16 protein-coding genes are annotated in these 12,905 nt (G+C 67.6%); 10 read left to right on the top strand and 6 right to left on the bottom strand.

What is annotated here, in order from left to right:
• Window positions 1-28 precede the first annotated feature (28 nt).
• Together DV704_RS11455 and DV704_RS11450 are read right to left on the bottom strand one after the other, a co-directional pair.
• On the bottom strand, window positions 29-625 hold the full coding sequence (locus DV704_RS11455) for a YceI family protein (protein WP_199489986.1): 597 nt from the start codon (window positions 623-625) through the stop codon (window positions 29-31).
• Window positions 626-635: 10 nt separating this feature from the next.
• Window positions 636-1,157, bottom strand: coding sequence for a hypothetical protein (locus tag DV704_RS11450; protein WP_114799712.1), 522 nt, complete (start codon window positions 1,155-1,157; stop codon window positions 636-638).
• A 59-nt stretch (window positions 1,158-1,216) separates the two neighbouring features.
• Here DV704_RS11450 and DV704_RS11445 point away from each other — a divergent pair, with 59 nt between their 5' ends.
• Window positions 1,217-2,908 carry a glycoside hydrolase family 125 protein gene (locus tag DV704_RS11445; RefSeq protein WP_114799711.1) on the top strand — a complete coding sequence of 564 codons (1,692 nt, stop codon included), beginning with the start codon at window positions 1,217-1,219 and terminating at the stop codon, window positions 2,906-2,908.
• Here DV704_RS11445 and meaB read toward each other — a convergent pair.
• From meaB to DV704_RS11425, 4 genes are all read right to left on the bottom strand, one after another.
• Window positions 2,905-3,828: a methylmalonyl Co-A mutase-associated GTPase MeaB gene (meaB, locus tag DV704_RS11440; protein WP_114799710.1), complete on the bottom strand. Its 924-nt coding sequence runs from the start codon at window positions 3,826-3,828 to the stop codon at window positions 2,905-2,907. The genes DV704_RS11445 and meaB overlap by 4 nt on opposite strands.
• On the bottom strand, window positions 3,825-4,202 hold the full coding sequence (locus DV704_RS11435) for a RidA family protein (protein ID WP_114799709.1): 378 nt from the start codon (window positions 4,200-4,202) through the stop codon (window positions 3,825-3,827). The genes meaB and DV704_RS11435 overlap by 4 nt, the downstream gene beginning before the upstream one ends.
• A 2-nt stretch (window positions 4,203-4,204) precedes the next feature.
• Window positions 4,205-4,639, bottom strand: coding sequence for a hypothetical protein (locus DV704_RS11430; protein ID WP_114799708.1), 435 nt, complete (start codon window positions 4,637-4,639; stop codon window positions 4,205-4,207).
• 206 nt (window positions 4,640-4,845) lie between these two features.
• Window positions 4,846-5,430 (bottom strand): GNAT family N-acetyltransferase, encoded by a 585-nt coding sequence (locus DV704_RS11425; RefSeq protein ID WP_233498344.1) that lies wholly within the window; start codon window positions 5,428-5,430, stop codon window positions 4,846-4,848.
• A gap of 63 nt (window positions 5,431-5,493) precedes the next feature.
• On the opposite strand from DV704_RS11425, the gene DV704_RS11420 reads away from it, so the two are divergent.
• From DV704_RS11420 to DV704_RS11380, 9 genes are all read left to right on the top strand, one after another.
• A complete protein-coding gene (locus DV704_RS11420) occupies window positions 5,494-6,147 on the top strand; it encodes a M23 family metallopeptidase (protein ID WP_199489985.1) in 654 nt (217 codons plus the stop codon).
• Between the two features lie 32 nt (window positions 6,148-6,179).
• Window positions 6,180-7,622, top strand: a complete 1,443-nt coding sequence (locus DV704_RS11415) for an NAD-dependent succinate-semialdehyde dehydrogenase (RefSeq protein ID WP_114799706.1) — start codon at window positions 6,180-6,182, stop codon at window positions 7,620-7,622.
• 99 nt (window positions 7,623-7,721) lie between these two features.
• Window positions 7,722-9,695 (top strand): transketolase, encoded by a 1,974-nt coding sequence (gene tkt / locus DV704_RS11410; protein WP_114799705.1) that lies wholly within the window; start codon window positions 7,722-7,724, stop codon window positions 9,693-9,695.
• A gap of 9 nt (window positions 9,696-9,704) precedes the next feature.
• Complete coding sequence (locus tag DV704_RS11405) at window positions 9,705-10,403, top strand: 2-phosphosulfolactate phosphatase (RefSeq protein WP_233498343.1); 699 nt, start codon at window positions 9,705-9,707, stop codon at window positions 10,401-10,403.
• Between the two features lie 10 nt (window positions 10,404-10,413).
• Entirely contained in the window at window positions 10,414-11,163 is a 750-nt protein-coding gene (locus DV704_RS11400) for an HAD family hydrolase (protein WP_114799703.1), read from the top strand.
• The gene (locus DV704_RS11395; protein ID WP_114799702.1) at window positions 11,164-11,466 is read left to right on the top strand and encodes a Dabb family protein; all 303 of its coding nucleotides are present in this window, start codon (window positions 11,164-11,166) and stop codon (window positions 11,464-11,466) included.
• Window positions 11,463-11,750 carry an annexin VII gene (locus DV704_RS11390; RefSeq protein ID WP_114799701.1) on the top strand — a complete coding sequence of 96 codons (288 nt, stop codon included), beginning with the start codon at window positions 11,463-11,465 and terminating at the stop codon, window positions 11,748-11,750. The genes DV704_RS11395 and DV704_RS11390 overlap by 4 nt, the downstream gene beginning before the upstream one ends.
• Window positions 11,751-11,758: 8 nt before the next feature.
• On the top strand, window positions 11,759-12,043 hold the full coding sequence (locus DV704_RS11385; RefSeq protein ID WP_114799700.1) for a hypothetical protein: 285 nt from the start codon (window positions 11,759-11,761) through the stop codon (window positions 12,041-12,043).
• 3 nt (window positions 12,044-12,046) lie between these two features.
• Window positions 12,047-12,877 (top strand): class I fructose-bisphosphate aldolase, encoded by an 831-nt coding sequence (locus DV704_RS11380; protein WP_114799699.1) that lies wholly within the window; start codon window positions 12,047-12,049, stop codon window positions 12,875-12,877.
• The last annotated feature ends 28 nt before the right edge of the window (window positions 12,878-12,905 follow it).

Raw genomic sequence — 12,905 nt, 5'->3', positions numbered from 1 at the left:
ACCCGAGGCCACAATTTCCGGCTAGCCCCTAGCGTTCCAGGATGCGGAAGGTGAAGCTCACCTCGAGCCGGATGTTCTCGTCTACGCTCAGCACCGCCAGCACCCGCGGTTGCACCAGGCCGAAGTCGCGGAAGGTGAAGCGGGTCTGGGCCTGCAGCAGGGCAGTATCACCGCGGAACTCCACCTCGCCTTCCCAAACCACGCTGCGGGTGACCTCGCGGATCTTCAGGTCGCCCACAATCTGTACCTGGGCCTTGCCCGCGCTGGGCAGGGGGAAGCTCAGGCCGCGCACCTCCTTGGGCACGAACTCGGCCAGGGGGTACTGGGCGGTGTTCAGGGTGTTACGGCGGATGTAGTTGTCGCGCCGGGCCTCGTCGCTGGTGAGGGCGTTGAGGTCCACCGTAAAGCGCGAGCTCTCCAGCACCCGTCCGGTCCGGTCGATTCGCACGCTGCCCTGTACCTGCTTGCTTACCCCTACGGCATCGGTAGGGAAGTTTATGCCCACAAGCTGCTCGCGCACCCGGTAACGGGCCTCGCTCTGGCTGGGAACAAGCTCCAGCCGGGTCTGGGCCTGGGCCAGCCCAAGACCCGCTAATCCTATGAAGACAAAAACCCAGCGCTGCACCAAGCACCTCCTACCGCCTGGCTAGGACCCCGATTAGATTCCTCAAATCCTCAGCCAACCGGGGCTGTTCCTTGAAGGGGTTGTAGGGTCCGCCCTGGGCGATGGCCTGGAGCATGCCCCCCCGGCTTGGACCTCCGCTTGGCCCCACTTGCCCTGGTGTTGAGTTTCCACTGCGGCGTTGCCGGGCCTCCTCGCGCCGCTTCAGCAGGGTCTCGTCCATCCACTTGAGCTGGGCTGGGGTGAGGATGCTGTCCTCGATGGTGCTCAGGATTTTGCTGGCCTCGGTGGGTTTAAGGTCGTTGCGGCTTTGAAGGTCTCGCAGGATGGGTAAGAGCCTTTGAGCCTGGGCTTTGCTGAAGGCCAGGCCCCGCTGCCTGTCGACCTCGCTCATCAGGCCAACGGTGGCAATCAGGTCGAAAACCGGCCGGTAGGCCTCGAAGCGCTGGCGCATCTCGGGGCTGGGGTTGGGTGGTCCCCCTTGTGCCAGGGCGAGACCGATCACCAGCAACAACGGAAGCAGAGCTCTTGCCATGGGTTTTTCCCCCCTATATAAAGCTTGCAACAGCTTTGTGTAGAAGCGATAAAGACCCCATGGAAACCCTTTTGACCCCTGCTCCTGTTCTTGTCCACCCACCCATGCACCGGCCTGCGGGGAACCTGGAGGTGCACGTAGAGGCCCACCCGGAGGCCCCTGCTGTGGAGCGGCTGGGGGTGGCCTCGCTGGCGCTGAACGGCCTTTTGGACTGGGTGGGCGAACCCTTGCTGGCGGTGACGGGGGAGGGCTGGCGGGGCGGACGGGTCGATGAGTGGGTGCCGTTTTGGGAGAATGAGGCCCTGCGGGTAACCCTGCTGGCCCCCTGGGGTGAGCGAGGGGTGGCGCTGCGGCTGGAGCCCAAGGCAGCCGGCCCCCTGCGGGTGGAGGGGAAAGCGGCCTATTTGGGCCTGCGCCGTTTTGGCGAAGAGCGGCTTCGGGCAGGCCTTTATGCCGCGCACGACCCCTGGACGGGCAGCTACATACTGGAGGCCCGGGCCCACCGCACCCTGCTCTCCCTGGGCCTCCAGGCCGACCGGCCGCCCTGCCGCGTGGACTGGGGGGAGCGGTTTGTCTTGGAGTGGGCGGAAGGCCCCCTCACCCTATACCTTGCCCTGGCCCCCGAGGCCGACGGGGCCCGCACCACCGCCTTGCACCTGCGGCGGGTGGGCTGGGAGGCCCTTTGGCGCAGGACCCGGCAGGCTCTGGCCCGGCTGGTGGCGGCCTACAGCGGTCCGCTGCCCGAGGTTTATCGACGGCACCTTCTGTTCGCCTATTTCTACGCCCAGGCCAACACCCTGGAGGGCGAGCCGGTGGTGCTTACCTCCAGGAGCTCCCGCTACTACGTTTCGGGGGCCTACTGGGCTCGCGATGCTCTGCTTTGGTTTTTTCCGGCTTTGCTCAGGGCCGACCCTCTGCGGGCCCGCGAGGTGCTGCGGGTGGCCTTCCGGCGCTATGCCCCCTGGCCGGGTGAGCATGCCCAGTACCTGGGGGGACCGCCCCTTTACCCTGGCTTTGAGCTGGACCAGGCCGCCGCCTATCCCCTGGCCCTGGCCCGCTACTTTGAGGCCGTCGGGCCCGAACCGGAGCTTCTGCGCGAGCTGCGGGAGCCTCTGGAGGGGGTGTTGCGGCGCATCGCCGAGGAGAAGCACCCCACCCTTTCCCTCTACCGCACCTTCCTCTCGCCCACCGACGACCCGGTGAGGGAGCCCTACCTCACCTACGACAACGCCCTGCTGTGCGTGGCCCTGGAGCGGCTGGCCCCCTTTTACCCAGGGGAGCTCAGGCAGGAAGCCCGGGCCATCCGCGAGACCCTCTACCGCCAGGCCGAGCGGGAGGGCCGTTTCGCCTACAGCTTTGAGCCGGGTGGTCCCTACACCTTTGCCGACGAGCCCCCAGGCAGCCTGCTTTTGCTGCCCCACCTGGGCTTTTGCAGCCGCCAGGACCCCCTCTGGCAGGCCACCGCCCTCTGGATTCTGGGGCCGGACAACCCCTACCACTACCGGGGCCGTTTCCCCGGGGAGGGCTCGGCCCACTTTCCCTTTCCCTCCGGCTTCGCCCTGGCCAACCGGCTGCTTTCGGGCCTGGTGCGACCGGCGGAGGAGGCCCTTGGGGTGCTGGCCCAGGCCCCCCTGGACCAAGGGTACGTCCCCGAGTCGTTCGACCCCGAGACCGGAGAGGTGCGCACCGGGGCCGGTTTTGCCGCCATGGCGGGGTGGGTCGCCTACGCCCTGGCAGCCAGGCGCCCCTAGGGGATTTTTTGGGAGAGACCCAGGAGCTGCATGGCGGCCTCCTCTGGGCTCAGCTCCCCTCGAGCCACCCGGGCGATGAGCGCCTGGCCCTCTCGGGTCTTGCGCCGGCCCCACTCCTGGATGACGCTTTCCACCTCGAAGCGGGCCCGCTCGAGCCGGTCGGCCTCGAGCAGCCGGTGGGCCACCAGGTGCTGGTGGTGGGCCTCTATGGCCTCAAAAAGCTCGGCGATGCCCTCGGCCCTGGGGGCCACCGCGGTGAGGACGGGGGGCTTCCAGCCGCCTGGGCGGGGCGGGGCCAGCTCCAGGGTGGCCTTCAGCTCCTGCACGACCCGCTCTCCGCCCGGCAGGTCGAACTTGTTCACCACGAAAACATCGGCGATCTCCATCACCCCGGCCTTGAAGGCCTGCACCGCGTCCCCTGCTGCTGGGGTGAGCACCAACACGGTGGTGTCAGCCACCCGGGCGATGTCCACCTCGCTTTGGCCCACCCCCACCGTCTCCGCGAAGATGCGGTCGAAGCCGAAGGCCTCGAGCAGCGCCAGCGCAGCCACAGTGGCCCCTGCCAGCCCCCCCAGGGCCCCCCGGCTGGCCAGCGAGCGGATGAAGACCTTGGGGTCCTGGTGGTGGCGCATCATGCGGATGCGGTCGCCCAGGATGGCCCCTCCGGTGAAGGGGCTGCTGGGGTCCACCGCCAGCACCGCCACCCGCTCGTCCCGCCGGCGGGCCTCCTCGATGAGCCGGTCGGTCAGGCTGCTCTTGCCGGACCCCGGGCTTCCGGTCAGGCCCACCACCCGGGCCTTGCCCCGCCCCCGCAGCCGCTGCAGGAGGGCCTGGCCCTCAGGGTAGCCCGCCTCCACCAGGGTGAGGGCCCGGGCCAAGGCCCGCACGTCCTGGGCCAGAAACCGCTCGTAGAGGTTCATAGCAGGGCGATGCAGGCCACCTCGACCCTCACATCGCGCGGTAAGCGGGCCACCTGCACGGTGGCCCGGGCCGGGTAGGGCTCCTGCACGTACTCGGCGTAGACCCGGTTGAAGGCGGGGAAGTCGTTCATGTCGGCCAGGTAGCAGGTGGTCTGCACCACCTTGGCCCAGGAGGTGCCAGCGGCCTCCAGGACCGCCGTGAGGTTCTGCATCACCTGGCGGGTTTGGGCCTCTACATCGCCGGCAACCAGCTCGCCTGCGGGGTTGAGGGGAATCTGGCCCGAGCAGAACACCATGCCCCCGGCCACGATGGCCTGGCTGTAAGGGCCGATAGCCGGGGGCGCTTTAGGGGTTTGTACCGGTTTCAGGCTCATGCCTAAAGCTTATACCAAAGCCCCGGGCGAGTAGCCGAGCTGGAGGGCGGGGTGGCCTGGGGCAGCTCAACCTCGAGGCCCAGATAGGCCAGGGGGGCGTTGGACTCGAGGTCGGCGGCCATCACCAGGTAGTCCAACTCGGCCAGCGTCCACAGGTGCACGCCCTTGGGTAGGGAGAAGGGGCTTTTCCCTTCCAGCACGAGCAGGATGAAGCGATGTGCGGGGTAGGGGTGGGCTTCCAGCCTCTCCTGCAGGGCTTGAGGGTGGGCGGGGGCCTGGGCCTCGAGCTGAATCCGATAGAGGAGGCCCGAGGGGGAGCGGGCCCTCACACAGGCCTGGTCTGGCACGAGGGCGGCCACCCAGTGGGGGCAGCGGTTCAGAAGGCCCGCCACGTAGCGCAGGAGGCCCTTCTGGAAGCGGGTGGGGTCGTCCGGCATACCGTTCATCCTACTAAGCGACCAGATGGGGCGTGGATGAAAGCTGCCTTCACGTCCCCTTAGCCTCGGCCCCCGCCTTGTGGATAACTCTGTGGATAACCCTGCCGTTCCTGTGGATAACCCTGTGGGCAACCCGGTTCGGGGGGGGTTCGAGGAAGGGGACGTTTCCGTGCCTGTGCAGCTTTTGGTCCTGGGTGGGCGTGAAACTAGAGCTGCTTTACCCAGAAGACCATGGGCTTGAGGCTTTCCTGGGCCTCGCTCAGGTCCTGCCAGGCGAAGTAGGCGCGCAGGTCGGGGCGTCGGGTGTAGCCCCGGCGTTGCCAGAAGCCGTCCAGGGGTACGTAGTCCGGGGGTCTTAGAGGATGGTCGGCCGGCCGCTCCACCGCGCAGAAGGCGACCTGGCGGTAGCCCAGGGCCCGGGCCCGTGCCTCTCGCCGCCTAAAGAACTCCACCCCTATTCCCCGCCCCCGGTAGGCGGGCTCCAGCACCGACTCCCCGAAGTAGTACCAGGCCCCGGGGTCCAGCCCGGCGGCTACAAAGGGGGCTTGGAACTCGGCCTCGGCCTCTCTTAGCGGCAAGGCGGTGGAAGCCCCCACCACCCGCTCGCCGTCGCGCACCACCACCAGGGTGCTTTCGGGCAGGGCCACGAACTTGGCCAGGTAGCGCGATTCGTACTCGAGGCTTCCCTGGTACAGGTAGGGCCATTCGCGGAAAATCGCCATGCGCAGCCGGGCCAGCTCGGGGATGAGGGGCTCGAGCTCGGCGCCTTCTAGCACTTCCACGCGAACCATCCACCCCAGCATAGCGCAGGGGGCCTTTATGCTTTCTTCACGCCGAGCCGGCAGACTAGAGGTATGCTCTTCATGCTCCTTTTCCTCCTCGGCCCTCTGGCCCTGGCCCAGGTCCTCGAAGCTGATAAAGAGCCCGGCCGGACCTGCAATCCCCCACCTCTTCCTGCCCCCCGTACCGAGGCGGAGCGCCAGGAGCGGGCGCGTTGGGCCCACTACCGCGACAAGCTGCAAGGGTACCTGCAGCTTCTGCCCCCTACCCCCGATGCTCGCTTGCTGATGCCGGTGCAGGGGGTGCGGGTGCGGCAGGTGGCCGACACCTTTGGCGCGCCCCGCGAGGGCTGGCGCCGGCACGAGGGCCAGGATATCTTTGCCCCCCGGGGCACCCCGGTCTACTCGGCCACCAGCGGCTTTGTTTGGCGCATCGGGCGGGGGGAGCGGGGTGGGCTCTACGTCTTCGTGGTGGGGCCTGGGGGCAGGCGCTACTACTACGCCCACCTCGAGCGCTACGCCCCTGGCCTGAGGGAGGGGCAGCGGGTGAGCCCGAACACCCTGCTGGGCTTCGTGGGCAACAGCGGCAACGCCCGCTCTACCCCGCCCCACCTGCACTTTGGGGTGTACGCGGGCAGCCGCCGCACCTGCGACTACCAGGTCATCAACCCCCTGCCCCTCCTGACAGACCGAGACTGGGGCCAGATGACCCCAGCCCGCAGGCGCTAGCCCCAGCGGTTATGCGGCGGTATGCTGAAGGCATGGTCAAAGACCTTGCGGTGCCTACCCAGGCCTATTTGGGGGGCCAGTGGTACGCGGCTCCCCGTACCTTTCCGGTTCGCAGCCCCTACAGCGGCGAGGTGCTGGCCGAGGTGGCCGACTGCGGCGAGGCTGAGGCCCGGCTGGCCGCCGACACGGCGGTGGAGGCCTTCAGGACCTGGCGGAAACTCACGGGCTTTGAGCGGGGTCGGATTCTGCGCCGCTGGAACGATTTGCTCATAGCCCACCAGGAGCCGCTGGGCCGCCTAACCGCCCTTGAGATGGGCAAACCCATCACCGAGGCCAAAGGCGAGGTGCTCTACGCCGCGAGTTTCGTGGAATGGTGCGCCGAGGAGGCCCCCCGCATCGGGGGTGAGCTCATCCACCCCCGCTTTTCCCACAAGCGGCAGATGGCGGTCTACGAGCCGGTGGGGCCGGTTTACGCGGTCACCCCCTGGAACTTCCCCACCAGCATGATCACCCGTAAGGCCGCCCCGGCCCTGGCCGCGGGCTGCACCGTCATCGTCAAGCCTGCTGAGCAGGCCCCCCTCTGCGCCTTGTACCTGGCCAAGCTCTGGGAGGAGGCGGGGGGGCCTCCGGGCACCCTGCAGGTGCTGCCGGCCGCCGACCCGGTGCCGGTCTCGCGGGTCCTGATGGAGGACCCGCGCATCCGCAAGATCACCTTCACCGGCTCCACCCCGGTGGGCAAGCTCCTCTACCGCCAGGCTGCCGATACGCTGAAGCGCATCTCTTTGGAGCTGGGGGGCAACGCGCCCTTCATCCTCTTCGAGGACGCCGACATCGAAAAAGCGGTGCAGTTCACCCTGCTCTCCAAGTACCGCAACACCGGCCAGACCTGCATCACCACCAACCGCATCTATGTGCACCGGCGGCTCGAGGCCGACTATGCCCAGGCTCTGGCCGAGGCGGTGAGCCGGCTCAAGGTGGGCGACCCCCTCGACCCCAGCACCCAGATTGGCCCTTTGGTGGAGGAGCAGGGGTTGCAGAAGGTGGTGGCCCATGTGGAGGACGCTTTGGCCAAGGGGGCCCAGGTGGCCACTGGGGGCAGGCCGCTGGGCGGTCTGTTCTACGCCCCTACGGTCCTCACCGGCATAAAGCCCGGCATGCGCATCCTGGAAGAGGAGACCTTTGGCCCGGTGGCCCCCCTGATGCCTTTTGAGGACGAGGAGGAGGTAATTGCCTGGGCCAACAACACCGAGTACGGGCTGGCGGCCTATATCTGGACCCGGGACCTGGGCCGGGCCTTCCGGGTAGCAGAGGCCCTCGAGTATGGCATCGTGGGGGTCAACGACCCCGTGCCGAGCGCCATGGGGGCCAATCTGCCCTTCGGCGGTTATAAGAGTTCGGGCCTGGGCCGCGAGGGGGGGCGCTGGGGGGTGGAGGAGTTCCTCGAGACCAAGCTCATCTCCATCGCGCTGCCTTAGGCATAAGGAACTCTTATAAAAAGGGGGAGAACCCGGCTTGAAGGTTGGGTTTTCCTCCTCCTACACTGGCTTCAAGTTCTGTCTTGTGAAAGGAGACACATGGCGACCACCCTAAGCGCGATCGAGGCCCGGGCCATCACCGCCATACGGATGCTGGCGGCGGACGCAGTGGAGCAGGCTAAAAGCGGCCATCCCGGGATGCCTTTAGGCATGGCCCCGGTGGCCTATGTGCTCTGGACAGACTTCCTCAAGCACAACCCTACCAACCCCCACTGGCCCGACCGCGACCGCTTCGTGCTTTCGGCGGGGCACGGCTCCATGCTCCTGTACGCCCTGCTGCACCTCACCGGCTACGACCTGCCCCTGGACGAGCTCAAGCGCTTCCGCCAGTGGGGCTCCAAGACCCCCGGCCACCCCGAGCACGGCCATACCCCTGGGGTGGAGGTAACCACCGGGCCTTTGGGCCAGGGCATCAGCACCGCGGTGGGGCTGGCCCTGGCCGAGCGCAAGCTGGCCGCCGAGTTCAACCGCGAGGGCCATACCGTGGTGGACCACTACACCTATGTGCTGGCTTCGGATGGCGACCTGATGGAGGGGGTCTCGGGGGAGGCCTCCAGCCTCGCCGGGCACTGGGGGCTCTCCAAGCTCATCGTGCTGTGGGACGACAACCACATCTCCATCGACGGCCCCACCGCCCTGGCCTTCGGCGAGGATGTGCTGGCCCGCTACCAGGCCTACGGCTGGCATACCCAGCGGGTAGACGGGGAGGACCTGGCCGCTGTCCGGGCTGCCATCCGGGCTGCCCAGGCCGACCCGAGGCCCTCCATCATCGCGGTGCGCACGGTGATCGGTGCGGGTTCGCCCAAGGCTGGAAGCCACAAGGTGCACGGCGAGCCCCTGGGCCCTGAGGCCCTCGAGGCCACCCGGCAAAACCTCGGCTGGCCCCACCCGCCCTTCGAGATTCCCCACGAGGTCTACGAGCACTTCCGGGCTGCCGTCGCCCGCGGGCAGCGGCTCGAGGCTGACTGGAGGGCCCGGCTCCAGCGCTACGCCCAGGCCTACCCCGAGGAGGCCCGGGAGTTGGAGCGGAGGCTCAGGGGTGAGCTGCCCCCTTTGGACTGGGAACGGCTCATCCCCAGTTTTAGCGGGAAGGTGGCCACCCGCGCGGCTTCCGGCAAGGTGCTCGATGCCCTGGCCCCGGCCCTTCCCGAGCTCCTGGGCGGCAGCGCTGACCTCACCCCCTCCAACAACACCCAGGCCCAGGGAATGCAGCCCTTCTCGCGCGAGAACCCCACCGGCCGCTACCTACACTACGGGGTGCGCGAGCACGCCATGGGGGCCATCCTGAACGGGCTCAACCTGCACGGGGGCTACCGGGCTTATGGGGGCACCTTCTTCGTTTTCTCCGATTACATGCGGCCGGCCATTCGCCTGGCGGCTCTTATGGGCACCCCCAGCATCTTTGTGCTGACCCACGACTCGGTAGCGATTGGAGAGGACGGCCCCACCCACCAGCCCATCGAGCACCTGGCCAGCCTCAGGGCCATGCCGGGTCTTTGGGTCATCCGTCCGGCGGACGCCCTCGAGACCGCCTACGCCTGGCGCATGGCCCTGGAGCGCAAGGAGGGCCCCACCGCGCTGGTGCTCACCCGGCAGGCGGTGCCGGTGCTGGACCGCACCACCTTGGCCGGGGCCGAGGGCACCCTCAAGGGGGGGTATGTCATCTCCGAGCAGGAGGGAGCCCGGGCGGCCATCGTGGCCACCGGGAGCGAGGTGGCCCTCGCACTAGAGGCGCAGAAGCTTCTGGCCCAGGAGGGGGTCTTGGTGCGGGTGGTGAGCCTGCCCTGCTGGGAGGCCTTCGAGGCCCAGCCCCGCCAGTACCGCGAGGCCGTGTTGCCCAAACACCTCCCCACGCTGGCGGTGGAGGCTGGGGCTAGCCTGGGCTGGGAGCGGTACGCCGATGCCGTGCTGGGCCTCGACCACTTCGGGGCCAGCGCCCCTTACCCCACCATCTACGAGAACCTCGGCTTCAGGCCCGGGGCGGTGGTGCGGGCGGTGCTGGAGCTCTTGTAGGAGGCTGCCGTGAGGGTAAGGGTTCACCCGCTTCCCCTGGATCCTCTCCCTTCTGCGGAGGTGATGATGGTGGTGGATGTGATCCGGGCCACCAGCACCGCGGTGATGTTCCTGGAGGCCGGGGCAGGGGCCTTGTGGCTCACTGCGAGCCTGGAGGCTGCGCGGGCCCTCAGGCAAAATGGCGAGCTTCTGGCCGGTGAGGTGGGGGGCCTGCGCCCGGAGGGTTTCGACTTCGGCAACAGCCCCCGCGAGGCGTTGGGGGCCGAACTGAAGGGGCGTACCCTGATCCACGCCACCACCAACGGCACTAAGGCAGCCCACAAGGCTGCCCAGGTGGCCCGGGAGGTGCTCCTGGCTTCCCTGCTCAACGCCCCCTCCGCGGTGCGGCTGGCCGCCAGCCTGGGCAGGGAGGTGGCCATCCTCTGCGCAGGTAAGGAGGGGCAGGTGGGCATGGACGACCTTTACACCGCCGGGGTGCTGGCCCAGGGGCTTGTGGCCGAGGGGTTCGAACCGGTGGGGGATGGGGTGCAGATCGCCCTGCACCTGGCCCAGAAACCCGCGCTGCCGGTGCTCAGGGCCTCCGAGGCGGCCCTGGCCCTGGAGCGGGAGGGGCTGGGTGAGGATGTGGATTTCTGCGCCCGGCTGGGCTTTTCCGAGCGGGTACCCCGTCTTCTGGAGCGGCGTGGAGAGGCCCTGATTTTCGGTTAGGGGAGGGGGCATGCAGGCGCTTATCTTCGACGTGGATGGCGTAATTGCCGAGACCGAGGAGGGCCACCGCATGGCCTTCAACCGAGCCTTCGCCGAGGCGGGTCTAGAGATTGAGTGGGACCGCGACCTCTACGAGCGGCTCCTTTGGGTGACCGGGGGCAAGGAGCGCATCGCCCACTACCTCTACCACTGCCCCGAGTGCCCCAAGCTTTTGGACACCGACATCGCTCGGCTGCACCGGCGCAAGACCGAGATTTACAACCAAATCGTTGAGGCCGGCGAGGTGCCCTTCCGCCCTGGGGTGCTGAGGCTCTGGCGCGAGGCCCGCGAGCGCGGGGTACGGCTGGCGATTGCCACCACCACCTCGCTGCCCAACGTGGAGGTGCTCTTGAAGCAGGCTGGGGAAGAGGTGCGGGGCTGGTTTGAGACCATCGTGGCGGGGGACATGGTGCCCCGAAAGAAGCCCGCTCCGGACGTGTACTTAGAGGCGCTGAAGAACCTGGGCATTGCGCCGGAGGAAGCCCTGGCCATTGAGGATTCGCAGAACGGGTTAATTGCCGCCCAGAAGGCGGGAATTCCCACCCTTATCACCTACAGCTACTACACCCGTGGGCAGCGCTTCGAGGGGGCTCTGGCGGTGCTGGAGCATCTGGGAGAGCCCCACCAGCCGGCCCAGGTGTTGAGCGGGCCCGTGGAAGGGGCGGTGGTGGTTACGCTCGAGCTACTGCAAGACTGGCACGGTCGGTTTGTGAGGGCCTAAATGGTGCGCCACCTGATCGTCTTCAACACCGAGGCCTCGGAGGAGGAGGTGCTGGCAATGTTCCGCCAGGCTCGTGCGGTGCTGGGCCAGATCCCGGGGGTGGTGGGCTTCGAGCTGGGCAAGGCGGTGGGCGATGCGCCCCGCTACCGCTGGCTGTTGGTGGTGGATTTCGCCGACGAGAGCGTGATTCCCCTCTACCGCGACCACCCCGTGCACCAGCAGTTCGCCAATCAGGTCTTCAGGCCCCTAGCCCAGGACCGCCTGACCACCGACTTCGTGCGGCTCTACCCGGAGGTCCCATGACCGCCGAGGCCTTCCGCCGCCTGTCCTACGCCGAGGCCGAGCCCCGGGCGGAACGGGTGTTGGTGGACGGCTACGGCGAGGGTCTTATCCTGCTGGGTACCGGCGGCTACTACGGGCTTTACTACCTGTTCGGGGCGTTGGGACTGCGCGAGCCTATTCCCTCGCACCCCCCCGACTGGGTGGAGGGCCCCCGTGCCAGCCCAGAGGAATTCAAAGCGCCCTTCCAGGTGGTTGCCTGGCTCGAGCAAAATGGCTACAACCTCTTCGTGAACGAGAGCAAATAGGAGGCTCTATGTCCACCACCGCCCGTGAGTATGACGAGCTCACTTACCGCGAGGCCCGCAAGCGGGCCATTCGGCAGATGGTCGACGGCTTTGGCGAGGCGCTGGTTCTCAGGGACCAGCACGGCTACTGGGTGCTTTACTACTTCTACTGGAGCCAGGAGCCCCCACCGGAGGCCAAGCCCCACTGGATGGAGGGGCCGGTGCAGGACCCAGCCAGCTTCCGCCCACCCTATGTGGTCAAGACCTGGATGGAGGAAAACGGCTACGAGAGCTTCCAAAACGACCTGGACTAGCCCATGGTAGAGCCCCGCCTGAACCGCCTTTTTGCTTCCGATGGCCGCTGCTTGGACGTGGCGGTGGATCACGGTGTCTTCGGAGAGCTCTCCTTCCTTTCTGGCATCGAGAACCTGGGCCAGGCGGTCAGGACCCTGGTGGAAGCGGGCCCCGATGCCATCCAGCTGGCCCCCGGCCAGGCCCGGCTTTTGCAGGCGATTCCTGGGAAGGAAAAGCCGGCCTTGGTGCTGCGCACCGATACCACCAACGTCTATGGCCCGGCCCTGCCGCCCCTTCGTTTTTCCGAGCTTGTGGAGGGTGTTATTGAGCTGGCGTTGCGGCTGGACGCGGCCTGTGTGGTGGTCAACCTGCTTTTTTTGCCGGGCGAGGCAGGGCTTTACCGCGACAGCCTCAAAAACGTGCAGCGCCTCAAAGCCGAGGCCGAGCGCTACGGGATGCCCCTGATGGTAGAGCCTTTGGCGATGCAGCCGGGCCGGGGCGGCTATGAGGTGGATGGCGATGTGAACAAGATTGTGCCCCTGGTGCGCCAGGCGGTGGAGCTGGGGGCTGATGTGATTAAAGCCGACTTCACCACGCACCTGGAGGACTACCACCGGGTGGTGGAGGCTGCCTCGGGCAAGCCGGTGCTGGTGCGGGGGGGAGGCAGGGTAGACGACTGTACCCTGCTGGAGCGCACTTACCAGGTGCTGCAGCAGGGGGCGCGGGGCATTGTGTATGGGCGGAACATCATCCAGCACAAAAATCCCAGGGGCATGGTGCGGGCCCTGATGCAAATTGTGCACCAAGGGGCCAGCCCAGAGGAAGCCATGGGAGTACTGGCATCCCTGGTATAGTGCTCTTTCCAGACCGGCCTGGCTGCCA

This window comes from Meiothermus sp. QL-1, from assembly GCF_003351145.1.
Classification (GTDB): domain Bacteria; phylum Deinococcota; class Deinococci; order Deinococcales; family Thermaceae; genus Meiothermus.
This window is presented reverse-complemented; position numbering and strand designations above follow the sequence as displayed.